Source organism: Arthrobacter glycogeni (assembly GCF_054510815.1).
Window position 1 is genome coordinate 59,024 of the sequence record NZ_JBTNDV010000002.1, and the last position, 15,499, is coordinate 74,522.

Consider the following 15,499-nt stretch of genomic DNA (forward strand, 5'->3'; position numbering starts at 1 on the left):
CCCGTTCCCGGTGTTGCGGCCCCGTCCGGACGCCCCTTGTCGGATAGCTTGGAAGACATGCCCCTCTGGTCGAGACCGTCGAAAATAACCGCAGAAAAGGAGACCACCGTGTCAGTGCAGGATCCCGGAGATTCCGCTGGGAACTTCCTGTTGCCGTGGCTCAAGCAGCTTGGCACTCACGCAGGCACTGACACCCTGCTCCACTTCTCGGCGGCTGCGTCCAGCAACATTGATCTCACCCATGCTCACCCCTCGGGTCTGGCCCAACTGCTCGCTGGCCGCCGAACCCGCCTGTCCACGCTGCTCCGCGACCCGGGCCAGTACGCGGCAGCGATGAAGGCCGCCCGCGTGCTCCGGGCGAAGATCTACGAGCTCGGCACCGAGCGGGGTATCGACGTCGGGTACCTGGCGGCAGGAACCGCCGCGTGGCGTAGCGTCGACGACGACGGCAGGACAGAATCGTTGACTGCGCCTGTGCTCCTGACCGCCGTGTCACTGACGGTGCACACGTCCCAGGATGACTACGAGCTCCAGCTCACCGAGCACGCCCGGTTCAACCCTGCCCTGGTGCGTCACCTGCGCACGGCCCAAGGCGTGACCATCGACGCCGAGACGGTAGCCAAACTCGCCTACGGCACCGCCAGGTTTGATCCACTGCCAGTCCTCGACCGGCTACGCGCGCTCACCGAGGGGGTGCGGGGGATGGCGATCGAGCACCACCTATTGGTGTCCACTTTCGCCGATCTTGCCGACATTGCCGATGACCCTGCCATTCGCCCTGACCACCCGGTCCTGGCAGCGCTGATGGATGCGGCCAAGGACGGGCAAACTGCGCCCAGGGCCCTCGATAGCCCTGACACCGGGACCCCAATCGACGAACGCCACCCAGCCGAAGAGCTGTTGATCAGGGACACCGACTCCGCACAGCAGCGGGTGCTGGACCACATTACCCACGGACACTCCCTGGTGGTGTCAGCTCCGCCCGGCTCGGGACAGACCCAGACGGCCCTGAACGCAATTGCAGCACTAACCGAGCAGGGCAAAAGCGTGCTGGTCGTGGCGGAGCGTCGCGGCACCCTCAACGAAGTGGTGCAGGAACTTGACACGCTCAACCTCGGGTCGCTGGTCCTACAGCTCAACGCCAACATCAACGAACAGCAACTGAAGGATCAACTGATCCGCGCGATCGTGCGGAATGAGAAGGCAACCCGGCCTGAGCTGGACGGTCTGCATCAGACCCTCGTCGACCACCGACACCAATTGCAGGATCATGTGAAGTCGCTGCACAACGTGCGAAGCCGTTGGGGCTGCTCTCCGTACCAGGCAATGCAGTCCCTCGCCGAGCTGACCTCGTTGAACCCGGCGCCGGCAACTACTGTGCGTCTGCTGCGCAGCGTGATGGACAGCATCCCCGACCGTGCCGAACTCACGGGCAGGCTCCGCAGGGCGGCCGAGCTCGGCAGTTTCAGTGCTTCAGCCGTCGATAGCCCCTGGTACGGGGCGAAACTGCTGAACCGCAAGGAAACCGAACGCGCGCACAAGCTGGCCGTCGACCTCGCCCGTGACATTCCGTTGCTCCGCGACAAAGTGCTACGCGTGGCCGATCACTCCCAGATCAGTCTTGGCGGCTCGTTCACCGAGTGGGGTGAACAGTTGGAACTCCTCGCCGCGGTCCGGGCCAGCCTCGACAAGTTCACACCGGATATCTTTGACCGGCCAGTCACCGACCTCATCACCGCCACCGCGTCATCGTCCTGGCGCCGCGAACGAGCCATCGAGATGAGCTCAATGACCCGCTCACGGCTGCGCCGGGTAGCCAAGGAATATGTGCGCCCGGGAGTGCACATAGCCGACCTGCACACCTCCCTGGTGGAAGTCCAACACCAGCGGACACTGTGGACCCGCTACGCGACTACCGAACGGCATCCCGCGGTTCCTACCGGTCTCGCCGAAATCAACAGCTTCCACCGCAAGATCCGGCGCGAGCTGGACGAGCTCACGCAGGTGCTCTCCACCACGCCCGGTCATGTCGATCTCGCTGACATGCCGCTGGACGACCTTGGTTACCGCCTGGCCGAGCTCGCCAAGGATAAGCAGACCCTCGCCACCCTCCCGGAGCGCACGCTCCTCCTCGACGAGATGCGGGAGCACGGGCTGGGTGAATTGCTCGACGACCTGGCGAGCCGCGAGGTGGAAGCCCGGCAGGTCGGATCCGAACTGGAACTCGCGTGGTGGCAATCGGCGCTCGACGCCATGATCAGCGGCGACGATTACCTTGCAATGTCTGACGGCGGAAGCCTTCGCCGGCTGGAGGCGGATTACCGTCTCGCCGACAACGCGCATATCGCTTCCGGCCCCGGCCGGCTTCGGTTCGCCCTCGCTGAACGGTGGCGCACCGCGCTGGCCGCGCGCCCAGCAGAAGCCGGGAAATTGAAGGAGTTGCTCCGGACCGGGACGCTTGACCTCGCGGGCCTCAGCGCACAAGACGACGATCTTGTGACAGCGCTGATGCCGGTCTGGGCCGCCAGCCCACTCATGCTGCCCATGGTGTTGCCGGCCGCCAAGACATTCGACGCGGTCATAGTCCTCGACGCCGAATCCATCTCCCTTCAGTCAGTTGTTCCGGCACTGGCGCGGGGAAGCCAGATCATCGCCTTCGGGGATGACCGGCTCGGCGGTCCCCAGAGCTTCAGCGTGGGTGCGGGAGCCGAACCCGGAGTAGGCGCTGACCGGCTGACCAGCGCCTACTCCGCGCTCTCTACCACCCTCCCGACCATTGCACTGAGCGTGGTGTACCGCGGGGTCGACAAGGCCCTGACCGGATATCTCAGCGATACCTTCTACGACGGCAGGCTCTCACGCCTCCCGCATGGCGCCGAAGTGACCGGCGCTGGGCGGGCTCTCACCGTTGACTATCTGCCAGACGGCACCGGGATGCCCACGGCTGATCAGGCCGGCGTGGAAAGCGTCGCCGCCGAGGTCAGCCGCGTCGTAGAACTGGTGTTTGAACATATCCGCCGTCGTCCCAGCAACTCGTTGGCCGTCGTGACCGCGAGTTCCGGCCATGCAGGGCGCGTGGGCCAGGCCATCAGACAGCGAATGGCGGATCTGCCGTGGGCTGCCGACTTTTTCGCTCCCGGCAGGGAGTCTTTCCGGGTAGTGCCCGTGGAACGCGCCGCAGGTCTCACCCGGGATTGCGTGATCTTCTCGTTGGGGTTCGGCAGGACCCCGCACGGCAGGGCACTGCACAACTTCGGTCAACTATCCGGTCCCGACGGTCGGGGTCGTTTTGTCACAGCCATGACCCGGGCACGCCACCAACTCCAGGTGGTGACCTGTTTCCTGCCCACAGATCTGGACCCGACCAGGCTTGAAAACGGTGCCCTGGACTTCTACGGGTTGCTTGAGCGTGAGCTTGGCGAGCCAAGCGGTGACCCGATCGGAGACGCTTCGCCCGAGCCGGAGCAAGGCGCACAGGTAGTGAACGACGACCCGCTGGTCGGCGACCTGGTGAACCGGCTCCGCGATCGGGGCGCCCAGGTGTTCGACCACTACGACGGCGTCCTCGACATTGTTGCCACGGGGGGGGCGGGTGCTGCATCGCTCGCCGGACCGTCGCACACCGCAGCAGACTCCGGTTCGCAGCCGCCGCCAATGGCCATCGAATCGGACGGAACGGAGCGGTACCGAAACATGACCGTCCGGGAGCGCAGCAGGCTCCGCCCCCAACTGCTTGAACGGATGGGCTGGCGGTACATGCCCCTCTGGACCATCGAAGTGTTCACTGACCCTAACGGGTCCGCTGACCTGATCGGCAGCTACTTGGGCCTCGCCGAGGTGTCGGGGAGCGGCCGGCACTCAGAGAGCAGGATGACCATGAGCGAGATCTCACAGGCGGGTAAGGGGTCGCCTCGCCCGGCGGACGAAGGGACTACGGTGGCGGGCGGTGCTGGATCGGCCTCCTCTGACGGAGTTCTCCCCAAACACGCCGCAGAGGATGAGGCGCGCTCCTGGGGGGAGACTGACGATTCCCATGAAGCGTGGTTGAAGGATCAGCGTCCTCCGCACTGGGATTGAAAAGTCCATTCCGGGGTTGAGGCTGAGCGGGGCAGCACCGACTCAAGGCAGCACCGACTCAGGTGGAGGGCCCGTCAACACCAGGTGAACCTGGCCGTTGCTGGACGACCCGGCCAGGGTGGCCGCGTGGGTCGGATCGGCGGCCAGCACCACCAGTCCCTCACCGTTGGCGTCGCCGGGCCAGGGCTCCGGGGCGCGGGCCTTCACCGAAGTTGAGGTCCACAGCACCGGCAACCCGCGGGCGATCACAGTTGCCGTCGCTGGAACCTCAAAACCGTTCCCCGAACTGAGGACGACGTCCACGTACTGGCCCGGGGAGAGTAACTGAACTGTCGACTGATCGGCCGGACGCACTGGCACGGCCACCGTCCCGGCGGGGGCGCCGGTGAGGAGCCCGGATCCTACAAAGAACGTCGGTGCGAGGACTGTATCGCGGAGCAGGGGGACGGCAAGCTGTTCCCCGACGACAGCGCCGGGATCGGCGAAGGACGTGGAGGGGACGGCCTCCGGCGGAAGGTTCAGCGTGGCCAGGTCGCCGGCCGTCAGGACTGTGCCGACCGGCAGATCTGCCGCCGCCGCAACCACCGTTACCCGCGTCTGCTCAGGCGGGATCAACGCCTCGACCGTGAGCGCCGCGGCTAGGCACAACAGCAGGGCCGCTAAAAGCCGGCGGTTGCGAAACACAAACCGGCGGATGAAGTGGTGGGCCCATGCTTGCCGCTGGGGAGCCGTTCCGGGTGCCATCCATCCAGGTTAGGACATCGGTGGAGACCCCGGCGGAACCGGGAAAGCTATGTGGATAACACGCCGGATGACCCGTCGCGGTGCAGGAGGAGTCCTAGCTGGCGGCGGCGGTGGTCTTTGTGGTCGGCGCCGGTTTCTTCGCCACAGGGGCAGAATCCTTGGTAGCAGTCGAGTTGCTGCTTCCGCCGTCGGACCCCCCGGTGGAGGAGCCGGACGACGTTGAGGTGGTTGCGGCGGAGCCGCTGGCCCCCACCTCAACCGATTTTTTGCTATCGCGGGAATCGTTGCGGTAGAACCCTGAGCCCTTGAACACCACCCCCACGCTGTTGAACTTCTTGCGCAGCGAGCCATCGCACGACGGGCACACGGTCAGCGAGTCATCCGCGAAGGCCTGGTGGATGTCGAAAGCGTGGTCGCAGTCTCTACAGGCGTATGCGTATGTAGGCAAAGGAATCCTCCTGGACGAGCTAAGTTTCGTTGGGGGCTTGATCACCCAAACCGGTATCGGCTGGCACTCTAGGGTCCCGAGTGCCAAGTCTACACCGCCGCATCGCCTGGCCCGATCCGGTGGAACGCCGACGGGGTGAAGACGCCGGCGAGCGGCATGTCCAGCGCCGTGGCGGCCAGAGACCGTTCCGGCAACAGTTCATGCTCATACAGATACGCCGCTGCCGGGACGTCCGGGACGGCTGACCGCAGTTGAGTAAGGAACCGGTCATAGTAGCCTCCGCCCTGGCCGAGCCGGGTACCGCTGCGGTCGACAGCGAGACCCGGCACCAGGACCAGAGTGAACCCGCCATGGCTATCGAGCAGTTCGGCATAGTGGAATCGCTGACCAACCGGTTCAAGCAGGGGGGCACGGGGGCTCGGGTGCAGTTCGACCCCGCTGCGCCACCTGCACCAGGAAAGTTGATAGTCCGGCTCGCAGATCGGCACAACGACGTCCAATCCTTTCCGTGTGAGCGTGTCAAGCAGCGCAAGTGTCCCGGGTTCCGGGTCCACCGACAGATAGGCGGCCACCGGGCCTTCGGTTGCTGTGGCCGGTTGGTGCAGCAACCATTCAGACACCCGGCGCTGCAGACCGGTGGTGGAGAGCGCGCGGTCTTCCCGGGACATCGTCTGACGTGCGGCGCGGAAGCGGTGCCGGGCAGCTTCCTTGAGCTCCGCAGGGGTGGTGGGTTCCATACCCCTCCACTTTACCGACGCCCACCACGCCCGTGATGCCCGCGGGTATGTGGCGCTGTCAGGACGCTGCCATTATGTAGGGTGGTGTCATGACCTCACGAGTGAACAAGGCTGTCATCCCCGCTGCGGGACTTGGCACGCGCTTTCTTCCCGCCACGAAGGCGATGCCCAAAGAGATGCTCCCGGTAGTGGACAAGCCAGCCATCCAGTATGTGGTCGAGGAGGCTGTCAACGCTGGCATGACCGACATCCTCATGATCACCGGTCGAAACAAGAGGTCCCTCGAGGACCACTTCGACAGGGTGCCCTTCATCGAACAGACGCTTGAGGCCAAGGGTGATCTTGAGAAGCTGGCGGCCGTGCGATACCCCTCCGAACTCGGGGATATTCACTACCTGCGCCAGGGCGACCCGAAGGGTCTTGGACACGCTGTGCTCCGGGCGAAGCTGCACGTCGGCAAGGAGCCGTTCGCGGTCCTGCTGGGCGATGACCTCATAGATGAGCGCGATGTGCTGCTGCAGACCATGATCGAGGTGCAGGAAAAGACCGGGGGATCGGTGATTGCCTTGATCGAGGTTGAACCGGATCAAATCAGCGCCTACGGCTGCGCTGACATCTCCGCTATTGATGGCGAGGACTACGTCCGGGTCAGGGAGTTGGTTGAGAAGCCAGCCGTCGACGAGGCGCCGTCCAACCTTGCTGTCATCGGCCGGTATGTGTTGCACCCGAGGGTTTTCGGCGTCCTGGAAACCACGGGGCCGGGCCGTGGCGGAGAAATCCAGTTGACTGACGCGCTGCAGACACTCGCCGCTGCGGACGGCGAGGGATCGGGTGTTTATGGCGTGGTGTTCCGCGGACGGCGCTACGACACCGGCGACAAGCTGAGCTACATCAAGGCAGTGGTCACACTGGCCTCGGAGCGCGAGGACCTGGGGCCAGACCTTCAGACGTGGCTGAAGAGCTTCACCAACTCCCTGGACCATTAGCCCAAGTCAATGAGCGGGCAATTCACCTGGCCGGTGACCCTGGAGACTGGTGACCTGGTGCTCCGGCCGGTCCGTCTTCGGGACAAGAAAGCGTGGTCGGCCGTACGGCAGCGCAACGCCGATTGGTTGGCTCCCTGGGAGGCATCCAACCCTGCGCCGGGGGGCTACCTGCCGAGTTACCCGGAAATGGTGCGGTCACTCAGGCGGCAGGCACGGGACGCCACAAGCCTTCCGTTTCTCATCACTGAACGCAGCCCCTACCACCGCGAGACGGCGATCGTCGGCCAATTGACGGTCTCGACAATCGTCTGGGGATCGGCGATGAACGCGACGCTCGGTTACTGGGTGGATCGCCAGTGCGCCGGCCGGGGGATCGCTCCGACCGCCGTCGCTCTGGTCACCGACTACTGCTTCCAAAGCCTCGGTCTGCACAGGATGGAAATCAACATCCGGCCAGAGAATGCGGCCAGTCTCCGGGTGGTCGAGAAGCTCGGGTTCCGGGATGAGGGCCTACGCCGGAGCTATCTGCACATCGCCGGGCAGTGGGCCGATCACCGAACCTTCGCGCTGACTCATGACGAGGTACCCGAAGGAGTGCTGGCTCGGTGGCAGGAGCACCAACCATCAGGTCGCAGCGAACCGGGTGTGCACCAACCCGGCGACGACACACCCCCGGCAATACTCTCCTGAGCAGGGTCAACGACCTACCGTTTTAGACGTGGACTTCTCTATGAACAGCTCGGTGGTGCTTGCCGCGATCGTCGGTCTCTGGCTGATCTGGGTTGCCCCCTACGTTCTGCGTATCCGCAGGCCAGCACTGCTGGTCGAGCTGGCTGCCACCTCTGACCTAGTACCGCCCGCAACAGCCGAGAGTCGAGTCTCTCAGGGGAGCATCATGGAAATGTCCGCATACAGCAACGAAACCTCCCACACCCGGACGGCCGGAACATCCGTCGCCAGTCAGGGGGAGCGACCCCTGTTCAGTATCAGGCGTGACCGCACAGCGGTCGCACTCGTGGGCGCAATTGCGGTGCTGGCAGCAGTGATCTGCACGCCTCTCGCGGTGCTCTCCCTTGTCCCCTGGATCCTGCCTGCTGCGGCCTTTCTCGTCTTCCTGCTCGCCGTAGCGGGTCTTCGCTTCCTCGCCATCCGGGACCGGCGTCGCAAGGTCGAGGCCGCCTTCGCCGACGCGATGTCAGCGCGTTCCGATACCCCCCGCACCAGCAGCGTCGCTCAGGCGCCGCGCCGCGAGACTAACCTCTTTGACGCCGAGAGGCCGGACCCAGTCGACGGCGATGCTGCAGCCGCCAAGCGGACGGCCCCCGCAGCATCAAACCTCACCGCCACCGAACTGCGCCAGGCGGCCCTCGCCGTCGCTGCGGGCGCCGACCCGTCATCCACCGGATCACCTGTCGCGGACGCCGGGACCGGAGCCCCGCCGACGGGGACACCATGGCAGCCGGTCGAGGTCCCCAAACCGATGTACGTCGCGGCAGCGAAAGTTGAACGCCAGGCTCCAGCACCTCTTGAACTTCCCGAGGCCCCTAAAGCCCAGTCGAAGACTTCCCTCAAGCAGGGGGCCACTCCACCAGTTGTCGACGGCGCAGACCATTCATCGGGCAGCAGCGCTATCGCCCATCCCGCCACCGGCAGGATGAACCTTGATGACGTCCTGCAGCGTCGCCGGGCCTAGGCCCTCGACACCCGATCCCGGGGCCGAAGCCGCGCAACTGCGCCTACTGGAAGGCGATGGCGCCGCCGAACCGCTGCGACTCGCTCTGGCAACGCTCGGCAAGCAGCCCACCAGCTGGTCCCTCGTCCAGATCCACCACCGTCCCGGGGCCGGAGCAACCGGCATCTACCAGGTCCAGATCGAAGCAAAAGGTGGACTCGTCGCCACTGAGTTCCTGTGCATCAGCACTGCCGCGTTGCCGGCCAACACCCCGGCAACGGTCCAGCTCAGCAGCCCCGACGGTGCCACCACTCTCACCGTGTGGGAGCACCCCAACGACCCGCTGCTGCCAGGACTGTCCTGGGCTTGCGATGCCGCCTCAGTCGGAAGCACGCTCTTTGCCGGCGTGCAGGTTACGGGCCGCTCAGCCGCGACAGTACCCGACCTCGCGACAGTCAGTTACCGGCCGCTCCGACGGGCAGTCCTGATTGCTGATTTCGGAGGCGAGCGCCGCTACCTCAAGGTGCTCAGAAGTGGACAGGGTGCCCACCTCGCCAAACGCCACCGGCTGCTCATCGACGCGGGCATCCCAGCGCCAGCACTGATCGAGGTGCCCGCCCAAGACGTCTTGGCGATGCACCCGGCGGCAGGCACGCTGCTGGCTGAACTACTGATGAGCGACGGCGCGCAATCGCTCCAGCCCCGAACTCTCGTAAATCTGCTGCAGAATCTCCCCGCGGGAGCGATGCACCTCCCGGACCGCCCGGCGTGGGCTGTCCGTGTCAAGGACTACGCCAGAGGAGCCGCAGCCGTGCTGCCCGGTGAACAGTCGAGGATCTCGGCCCTTGCCACAAGGGTGCACCGGTTGGTGGCAGAGGTCGACGCCGGTCCACGGGTTCCCTCCCACGGAGACTTCTACGAGGCGAATCTCCTCATCACCGGCGACACTGTCTCAGGACTGCTCGACGTCGATGCCCTTGGCCCGGGACACCTGGTGGATGATCTGGCCTGCTTTGTCGGGCACCTGGCGGTCCTGCCCGCGGTGGATAGTCGCTACACCCATATCCCTCAGACGCTGAATCGCTTCCTGGCGGTCTTCGATCAGGAAGTACATCCTGCGGCGCTCCGGGGCCGCGCCGCCGGGGTGGCGCTGACCCTCGTGGCTGGGGCAAAGCATCGGGCGACGGCTCGGGACCCAAACTCCTGGCAGAGCGATGCGCTGCAACGACTCGCCATTGCCGAAAGCCTCGCCGATCAAGCGCTCGTGCTTCACCGCTGACCAATTGTGAGAGGTCTCTCATGATCAGCTCCTTTCCGTCTCACAATCGCCGTGCACAGTGATGTGCATAGCCTCACCGCGGACTGTGAAAGGACCTAACCATGCAAAAGCGAAACATCTGGATCGCCACCGGCTCCCTGAGCGTGATGGCACTCGGTCTGGGAGTCGCAGTTGCTGACAGTACGCACGACCCCATGGACCTTGGCTCCAGCATTAACCGAACCGACGTCGGTAAATCTGGCGGCGATGCGGTGTCCCGCGAGGATCGTCAGCCCGGCGACGGCGCCGGCAGCGAAGCCACCATCCTAGATAGTGCGGACCCTGACCCCTCGCCATCGCCATCTCCCTCGCCTCGCTCTCCAGAAGCTCCGGCGCCAACCGCCGACAGCGCGTCATCGGTGCCACCCACGATGTCACCAACGCCAGCACCAGCGCCGGTCCCAGCACCAGCGCTGGGACCAGCGCCGGTCCCAGCACCAGCGCCCGTCCAGGTCCCCATACCAGTCCCAGGACCAGCCCCAGCACCGGTAGTGGTTCCGGCCCCAGCACCGGTTCCCCCCTCGGACGGGGCAGGAGGCGCAGCCGATTCGGGTTCCAGCGGCGTGTCTGCCCCCAGCGCCTCAAGCGGAGGCTGACTCGATCACAGGGCTGGTCCACGGTGTGTGGAACCAGCTCCCTTGGCCGGGACTCCGGGGTGTTCCCCTAGCATTCCGGAGTTCCAACACCACCGACCTGTGAGGCGCAGGGAAGTGGTGTTGGCGGCGGCGGCCCCAGCGTGTCTGGTCCCGCCGCCGCTGTTCCCGCGTTAGGGACCCTTCAGGACTCGTCCGAGGTGAGCCGGTATCCCATCCCGCGGACAGTCGTAAAGCGTTGCGCACCGAGCTTGTTCCGAAGATAGCGAACATACACGTCCACCACGTTGGAACCCGGATCGAAATCGTAGCCCCAGACTCGGGAGAGCAGCTGTTCGCGGCTCAGCACCTGGCCAGGATTGCGGAGAAATGCCTCGGCGAGGGAAAACTCGCGTGCCGACAGGTCGACTTCCTTGCCGCCGACCGCGGCGCGACGGGTCCTGAGATCGAGCTGCAGGTCCTGATGGGTCAACACCGAACTGTCGGCGGTGGTCGTCTCCTGGCGCAGCCGAAGGCGTACCCGGGCGAGCAATTCCTCAAACCGGAATGGTTTGGCCATGTAGTCGTCGGCGCCACCCTCCAGTCCCGCAACGGTGTCGTCGATTGAGCTCCTTGCGGACAGAATAATGACCGGGGTGGTGTTCCTGGATTCCCTCAGGCGCCGCAACACGGTGAACCCATCCTGATCGGGTAATCCCAGGTCGAGCACGATCAGCTCAAAATCCCCGGTCTGGGCAAGGTGATAGCCATCTCTCCCGTTGTCGGCGACAGTTGGCGCGTATCCTGCTGACCGGAGTCCTTTCGCAACAAACGAACTGATGCGGTCCTCATCCTCGACAATTAGGATCTGGCTCAATCTCTTACTTCCTCTGATTTGTCTGCCGCCCGCTGATCGAGCGGCAGCACCATGGTGAAGGTGGACCCGGCGCCGCGGGCGGATTCCAGGCGAACCGTACCACCGTGGGCGCCGACAATGGCACTGACAATCGTCAGACCAAGGCCTGAACCTTCGGTACGGCGGCCGTGCGCGCCCCGCGCGAACCGTTCGAAAATGCGCTTTTGATCCTCCGCCGGAACTCCGATTCCCTCATCCCGTACCCAGAGTGCCAGCCCGTTGTAGTCCAGTCGTGAGCCCACCGCAATGGTTGATCCGGCATCCGAGAATTTCACGGCGTTGACCACAAGCTGCAACCACGCCTGGGTAATCCGTCGGGAGTCGAGCAGGCAGGAGGATTCGGCCCGGGCATCGATGGTCCAGCGACGGGATCCCAGCGGGCGCGCCTTATCCAGGATCTCGTCGGTCAAACGCCCGACAGCCACCTGCTCCTGCCGCACAAACCCGGGCCGGGTGATGCCGGCGAGGGTGACCAGATCATGCACCAGGAGTCGCATCCGATCCAACTCATCCAACGCGATCCCGCGCACCATGGCGACGTCGGCGGGATCGTCGGAGTCCTGTAACTCGAGGTGTCCCTGCACGATGGTGATGGGTGTTCGCAGTTCGTGGCCGACGTCGTCGAGCAGTTGGCGCTGTGACGTGAAAGATCCTTCCAGCCGTTCCAGCATGGCGTTAACGGTCCGAGTGAGGTCCGACAGGTCGTCATTGCCCGACACGGGTATCCGTTCGGACAGGTCCGAATCCCCGATGCGTTGGGCAGTGTCACGCAGCAGCCGGATCGGCAGGAGAAGGTTGCCGACCAACAGCCAGCCAACCACACCAATGAAGACCAGCGTTCCGAAACTGATCAGGGCGAAGGTTGCGAAGGTCTGGTTGAGTTGCCCGTGCTCGGCCCTCGCATCGAAGGCCAGGACATACTGGCTGGGGGAGGAATCAGCCGACAACTGGATGGGGACGATTAACGCACGGTAGGTGGTCTCCGCCGTCGAAATGCTTGAGACACTCACCCGTGACAGGTCCGCCTGTGTTGCCACGTAGTCGACCAGTTCCTGATCATCTTCCAACCGAAGCTGCACTGCAGGGTTGGCCAGCAGCACCGCTCCACCGTTCCGCATCCCCAGCATGCCTTCGGTGGGCGATGGGAGGGTGCGCTGCATGGCAATGAAGATGAGCTCTTCAGCCTCGGTAAAGTCTTCTCGCGTGGTCGGGTCAATGCCGGTATCGAGGAGGGATTCGAACTCGAGAAAGTTGCGTTCCAGCGAGTCGTCCATGTCGGCGTTGATATCGCTGCGCTGCAGCGCGTACGCAGCGGACCCCGCCACCAGCAACCCCAGGGCAGACAACGCGAGCACCGCCCCAAGTACGCGGGTTCTGACCGTCCAATAGCCCCGCAGTGCTGAGATGATCCGGGCCCAGGTGCGTCGCCCCCGTTGTGGAGGGGGTGCCGCGGTGTCCCCGTGCCCGGGTGTCGGCGGCTGATCTATCCCCTTGGCAAGGGTCCGGCTAAGAGCCTCGGATGGGGGTCGCGGCAGACCGGCCGGACTCTGGGGTGACTGATTATGGCGGTTGCGGGGGGAAGGTCGAAGCACGTCCGAGCCCGGGCTATTCGACGGCCTAGTCATCCCCGTCGCCACCACCGTCGTCGTCGCCACCGTCGTCGTCGTCGCCACCGTCGCCGTCGTCGCCACCGTCGCCGTCGCCACCACCGCCGTCGACCCCGCCACTGTCATCCCAGCTGTCGTCGAGGCCTCCGCCATCCAGGAGCTCGTTGGGGCCGTCATCACCGCCGCCGGGAACGGGGAGTGGGGCCGGCACGACCTCCGGGGGTGCGGGGGCGTCTGATGTTGGTGGCGGAACCGGATCGGGCTCAGTGCCGTCGTCCTCTGCTCCTGCGGTGCCCGACGGCGATGGCGACTGGGACGGTGACGATGTCTGCGTCTGGGTGGTTGGCGCAGGTCGCGGGGTGGAAGGGGTGATTTCGACCACCGACGATCCCAGGTCTTCGGGAACGGGATCGTTCAGGGAGCCGACCAGCCCGGCGCCAGCAGCCATCAAGCCGCCAGCGCAGACCACACCTACCAACCAGGCGGGGAGCACTGAGGACTTCATTGTCCCAGTATCCTCCCAATAGATGAGACGCACATGAGAGCTGGGCCGAAGCTACGGTTCCTCGGCGAGGGTCCGCAGCAGGGGTTCAGTCCGATACGGGATGTGCTCGTGCAATGCTAGGACCGTTTCGGTCCGGATGACACCCTTGATGCGAAGAATTGATCGCAGCGCTGATTGCAGGTGGGGGGTGTCAGTTGCTGTCACCCGGCACCAGATATCGCCCCTCCCCGAAATCTCATGCACCTCAAGCACCTGATGGAGGCGGCGCAGGCCCGCTATGACGCCGTCGAGCTCGCGGTGTGCCACCTCAATGGTCACGAAAGCGGCGACGTCGTAGTTGAGGGCCTCAAGATCGAGTTCCCTGCCGCCCGACCGGAGCGTCCCGGAGCGGAGCAGCCGTCGAATGCGCGACTGGGCGGTGTTGCGGGCCACCCCAAGGTGGTCGCTGAGTTCACCGATCTGAGCCCGCGGATCGCGGACCAGCTCCAGGAGGAGCCGGATGTCGACGCGGTCCAATTTGCTCATTGCGAGCACTTCCCTTCAACATCACGGCCGGAAATTGACAATTACATCCAAGTTTACTGCCTCAGATTTCCCCAATGATCCGTCAGGTTCCAGAATGTAGGGGATATGTGCTGTTTGTTCTACTGTCTGGAGTCAGCGTGAGTGTGCTCAGCGAGCTGCGGATGAAGCCGTCCGACCGGGCGCGCTGGGGCTGGGATGCGTCGGTGAGGAGCCGGCTTGTACTTGCCGCGGTGGTGATCTCGACGCTGTTGATCGGTGCGAACCTTGCAACTCCGCTTTACCCACTGCTGCAGCTCGAACTCGGGATTTCGCCGCTGGAGGTCACCGTGGCCTTTTCTGCCTATGTAGTCACGCTAGTGGTTGGGCTACTCCTGGTGGGTCACTGGTCGGATCATGTCGGTCGGCGCGCTGCCCTGGTGCTCGCCATCCTGATCGGGTTTGCTGGTGCCAGCGTTTTCGGTGCCGCTTCCTCGTTACCCACACTCGTGCTGGGACGCTGCCTGCAGGGTGCATCGGTGGCTTTGGCTACGGGGGCCAGTTCGGCTGCGCTGCGTGACCTACTGCCGCATCGGCCGGACTGGGCCTCCCGGTTCACGCTCCTGGCCTCAGCTGGCGGTGTGGCAGCAGGCCCCGTCATTGGGGGTCTGCTGTCCCTCCTGCCGGACCCCACACGTACACCCTTCGCCCTGTATTCGGCAGTGCTGCTGGTGCTCCTGATTCCCCTCCTGACGCTGAAGGCCCGGCCGGCCATCCACTCCGCCACTGAGGTTTCCCGGCTCAGCGTGTTGAGACCACGCCGTCCAGCGGTATCGAGGGCAGCGAGGCGGGCCTTCTGGACCGCCTCAGCGGTAGGGTTTCTCAGCTTCGCCGTCTTTGGATTCACTCTCAGCCTTGCTCCCACCTACTTTGCCTCACTAGCCGGGGTCGATTCCCGCCCGTTGATCGGATTGTTGGCGGCTCTGGTCCTGACCGCGTCAGCGCTCAGTCAATTGATGAGGATCCAGGGTCGGCACGTCGTGGGGTGGGGGCTGGGGTTGCTGGGCGTGGCGGTCGCGCTGATCCCAGTAGCCGGCGCCCTCAACAGCGTGCCGCTCCTGGTACTGGTGTGCCTCGCCGCTGGCGCGGGTCAGGGCGTGGCGTTTCGGGTGGTCTTCAACGAGGTATCCCTGCAGGTGGAGGCATCGCAGCACGCCCAGATCATCAGCACCCTGTATGTCCTGACCTATCTGGGAAGCGCCCTCCCGGTAGTTGGCCTGGGAGTGGCGGCGCAGGTGTGGGGACTCGATCATTCGGTGACAGGATTCGCCGCCCTGATAGCGCTCGCGGCACTGACGCTGTCGGCGGTAAGCCTGCGCCGCACGAGCGGTTCCTCCGCGGTGGGCGCTGCGTAGA

General features: G+C 64.9%; 14 protein-coding genes. 6 read left to right on the forward strand and 8 right to left on the reverse strand.

The features are described from left to right. Positions 1-57: 57 nt before the first annotated feature. On the forward strand, positions 58-4,077 hold the full coding sequence (locus ACX80G_RS02465) for a DUF4011 domain-containing protein (RefSeq protein ID WP_459305403.1): 4,020 nt from the start codon (positions 58-60) through the stop codon (positions 4,075-4,077). Between the two features lie 42 nt (positions 4,078-4,119). On the opposite strand, the gene cpaB is transcribed toward ACX80G_RS02465, so the two are convergent. The 3 genes from cpaB to ACX80G_RS02480 all read right to left on the reverse strand — a co-directional run bounded on the left by cpaB (position 4,120) and on the right by ACX80G_RS02480 (position 6,006). Continuing rightward, complete coding sequence (gene cpaB, locus ACX80G_RS02470; RefSeq protein WP_459305404.1) at positions 4,120-4,821, reverse strand: Flp pilus assembly protein CpaB; 702 nt, start codon at positions 4,819-4,821, stop codon at positions 4,120-4,122. A 94-nt stretch (positions 4,822-4,915) separates the two neighbouring features. Beyond that, entirely contained in the window at positions 4,916-5,269 is a 354-nt protein-coding gene (locus ACX80G_RS02475) for an FmdB family zinc ribbon protein (protein WP_459305405.1), read from the reverse strand. 89 nt (positions 5,270-5,358) lie between these two features. Continuing rightward, positions 5,359-6,006: a 5-formyltetrahydrofolate cyclo-ligase gene (locus tag ACX80G_RS02480; protein WP_459305406.1), complete on the reverse strand. Its 648-nt coding sequence runs from the start codon at positions 6,004-6,006 to the stop codon at positions 5,359-5,361. An 89-nt stretch (positions 6,007-6,095) separates the two neighbouring features. Here ACX80G_RS02480 and galU point away from each other — a divergent pair, with 89 nt between their 5' ends. Genes galU through ACX80G_RS02500 form a run of 4 tightly spaced genes read left to right on the forward strand, consistent with a single transcriptional unit; the run spans position 6,096 to position 9,943 of the window. Continuing rightward, the gene (galU, locus tag ACX80G_RS02485; protein WP_459305407.1) at positions 6,096-6,992 is read left to right on the forward strand and encodes a UTP--glucose-1-phosphate uridylyltransferase GalU; all 897 of its coding nucleotides are present in this window, start codon (positions 6,096-6,098) and stop codon (positions 6,990-6,992) included. Between the two features lie 9 nt (positions 6,993-7,001). After that, the gene (locus tag ACX80G_RS02490) at positions 7,002-7,682 is read left to right on the forward strand and encodes a GNAT family N-acetyltransferase (protein WP_459305408.1); all 681 of its coding nucleotides are present in this window, start codon (positions 7,002-7,004) and stop codon (positions 7,680-7,682) included. 28 nt (positions 7,683-7,710) lie between these two features. Continuing rightward, positions 7,711-8,685, forward strand: a complete 975-nt coding sequence (locus tag ACX80G_RS02495; protein WP_459305409.1) for a hypothetical protein — start codon at positions 7,711-7,713, stop codon at positions 8,683-8,685. Beyond that, positions 8,657-9,943, forward strand: coding sequence for a phosphotransferase (locus ACX80G_RS02500; RefSeq protein WP_459305410.1), 1,287 nt, complete (start codon positions 8,657-8,659; stop codon positions 9,941-9,943). The genes ACX80G_RS02495 and ACX80G_RS02500 overlap by 29 nt, the downstream gene beginning before the upstream one ends. Positions 9,944-10,156: 213 nt before the next feature. Here ACX80G_RS02500 and ACX80G_RS02505 read toward each other — a convergent pair whose 3' ends face one another. The 5 genes from ACX80G_RS02505 to ACX80G_RS02525 all read right to left on the reverse strand — a co-directional run bounded on the left by ACX80G_RS02505 (position 10,157) and on the right by ACX80G_RS02525 (position 14,107). Then, a complete protein-coding gene (locus ACX80G_RS02505) occupies positions 10,157-10,492 on the reverse strand; it encodes a hypothetical protein (RefSeq protein WP_459305411.1) in 336 nt (111 codons plus the stop codon). A 267-nt stretch (positions 10,493-10,759) separates the two neighbouring features. After that, positions 10,760-11,431, reverse strand: a complete 672-nt coding sequence (locus ACX80G_RS02510) for a response regulator transcription factor (protein WP_459305412.1) — start codon at positions 11,429-11,431, stop codon at positions 10,760-10,762. Further along, complete coding sequence (locus tag ACX80G_RS02515) at positions 11,428-13,203, reverse strand: ATP-binding protein (protein WP_459305413.1); 1,776 nt, start codon at positions 13,201-13,203, stop codon at positions 11,428-11,430. Before ACX80G_RS02515 ends, ACX80G_RS02510 begins: the two co-directional genes overlap by 4 nt. Next, entirely contained in the window at positions 13,088-13,582 is a 495-nt protein-coding gene (locus ACX80G_RS02520; RefSeq protein ID WP_459305414.1) for a hypothetical protein, read from the reverse strand. Before ACX80G_RS02520 ends, ACX80G_RS02515 begins: the two co-directional genes overlap by 116 nt. Positions 13,583-13,633: 51 nt before the next feature. Then, positions 13,634-14,107, reverse strand: a complete 474-nt coding sequence (locus ACX80G_RS02525) for an Lrp/AsnC family transcriptional regulator (RefSeq protein WP_459305415.1) — start codon at positions 14,105-14,107, stop codon at positions 13,634-13,636. A 137-nt stretch (positions 14,108-14,244) separates the two neighbouring features. On the opposite strand from ACX80G_RS02525, the gene ACX80G_RS02530 reads away from it, so the two are divergent. Further along, a complete protein-coding gene (locus ACX80G_RS02530) occupies positions 14,245-15,498 on the forward strand; it encodes an MFS transporter (RefSeq protein ID WP_459305416.1) in 1,254 nt (417 codons plus the stop codon). The last annotated feature ends 1 nt before the right edge of the window (position 15,499 follow it).

Coding starts and splice junctions, on each gene's coding strand:
- ACX80G_RS02465 (WP_459305403.1), top strand. CDS start 58: ATGCCCCTCTGGTCGAGACCGTCGAAAATAACCGCAGAAAAGGAGACC.
- cpaB (WP_459305404.1), bottom strand. CDS start 4,821: ATGGCACCCGGAACGGCTCCCCAGCGGCAAGCATGGGCCCACCACTTC.
- ACX80G_RS02480 (WP_459305406.1), bottom strand. CDS start 6,006: ATGGAACCCACCACCCCTGCGGAGCTCAAGGAAGCTGCCCGGCACCGC.
- galU (WP_459305407.1), top strand. CDS start 6,096: ATGACCTCACGAGTGAACAAGGCTGTCATCCCCGCTGCGGGACTTGGC.
- ACX80G_RS02490 (WP_459305408.1), top strand. CDS start 7,002: ATGAGCGGGCAATTCACCTGGCCGGTGACCCTGGAGACTGGTGACCTG.
- ACX80G_RS02500 (WP_459305410.1), top strand. CDS start 8,657: ATGACGTCCTGCAGCGTCGCCGGGCCTAGGCCCTCGACACCCGATCCC.
- ACX80G_RS02515 (WP_459305413.1), bottom strand. CDS start 13,203: ATGACAGTGGCGGGGTCGACGGCGGTGGTGGCGACGGCGACGGTGGCG.
- ACX80G_RS02520 (WP_459305414.1), bottom strand. CDS start 13,582: ATGAAGTCCTCAGTGCTCCCCGCCTGGTTGGTAGGTGTGGTCTGCGCT.
- ACX80G_RS02525 (WP_459305415.1), bottom strand. CDS start 14,107: ATGAGCAAATTGGACCGCGTCGACATCCGGCTCCTCCTGGAGCTGGTC.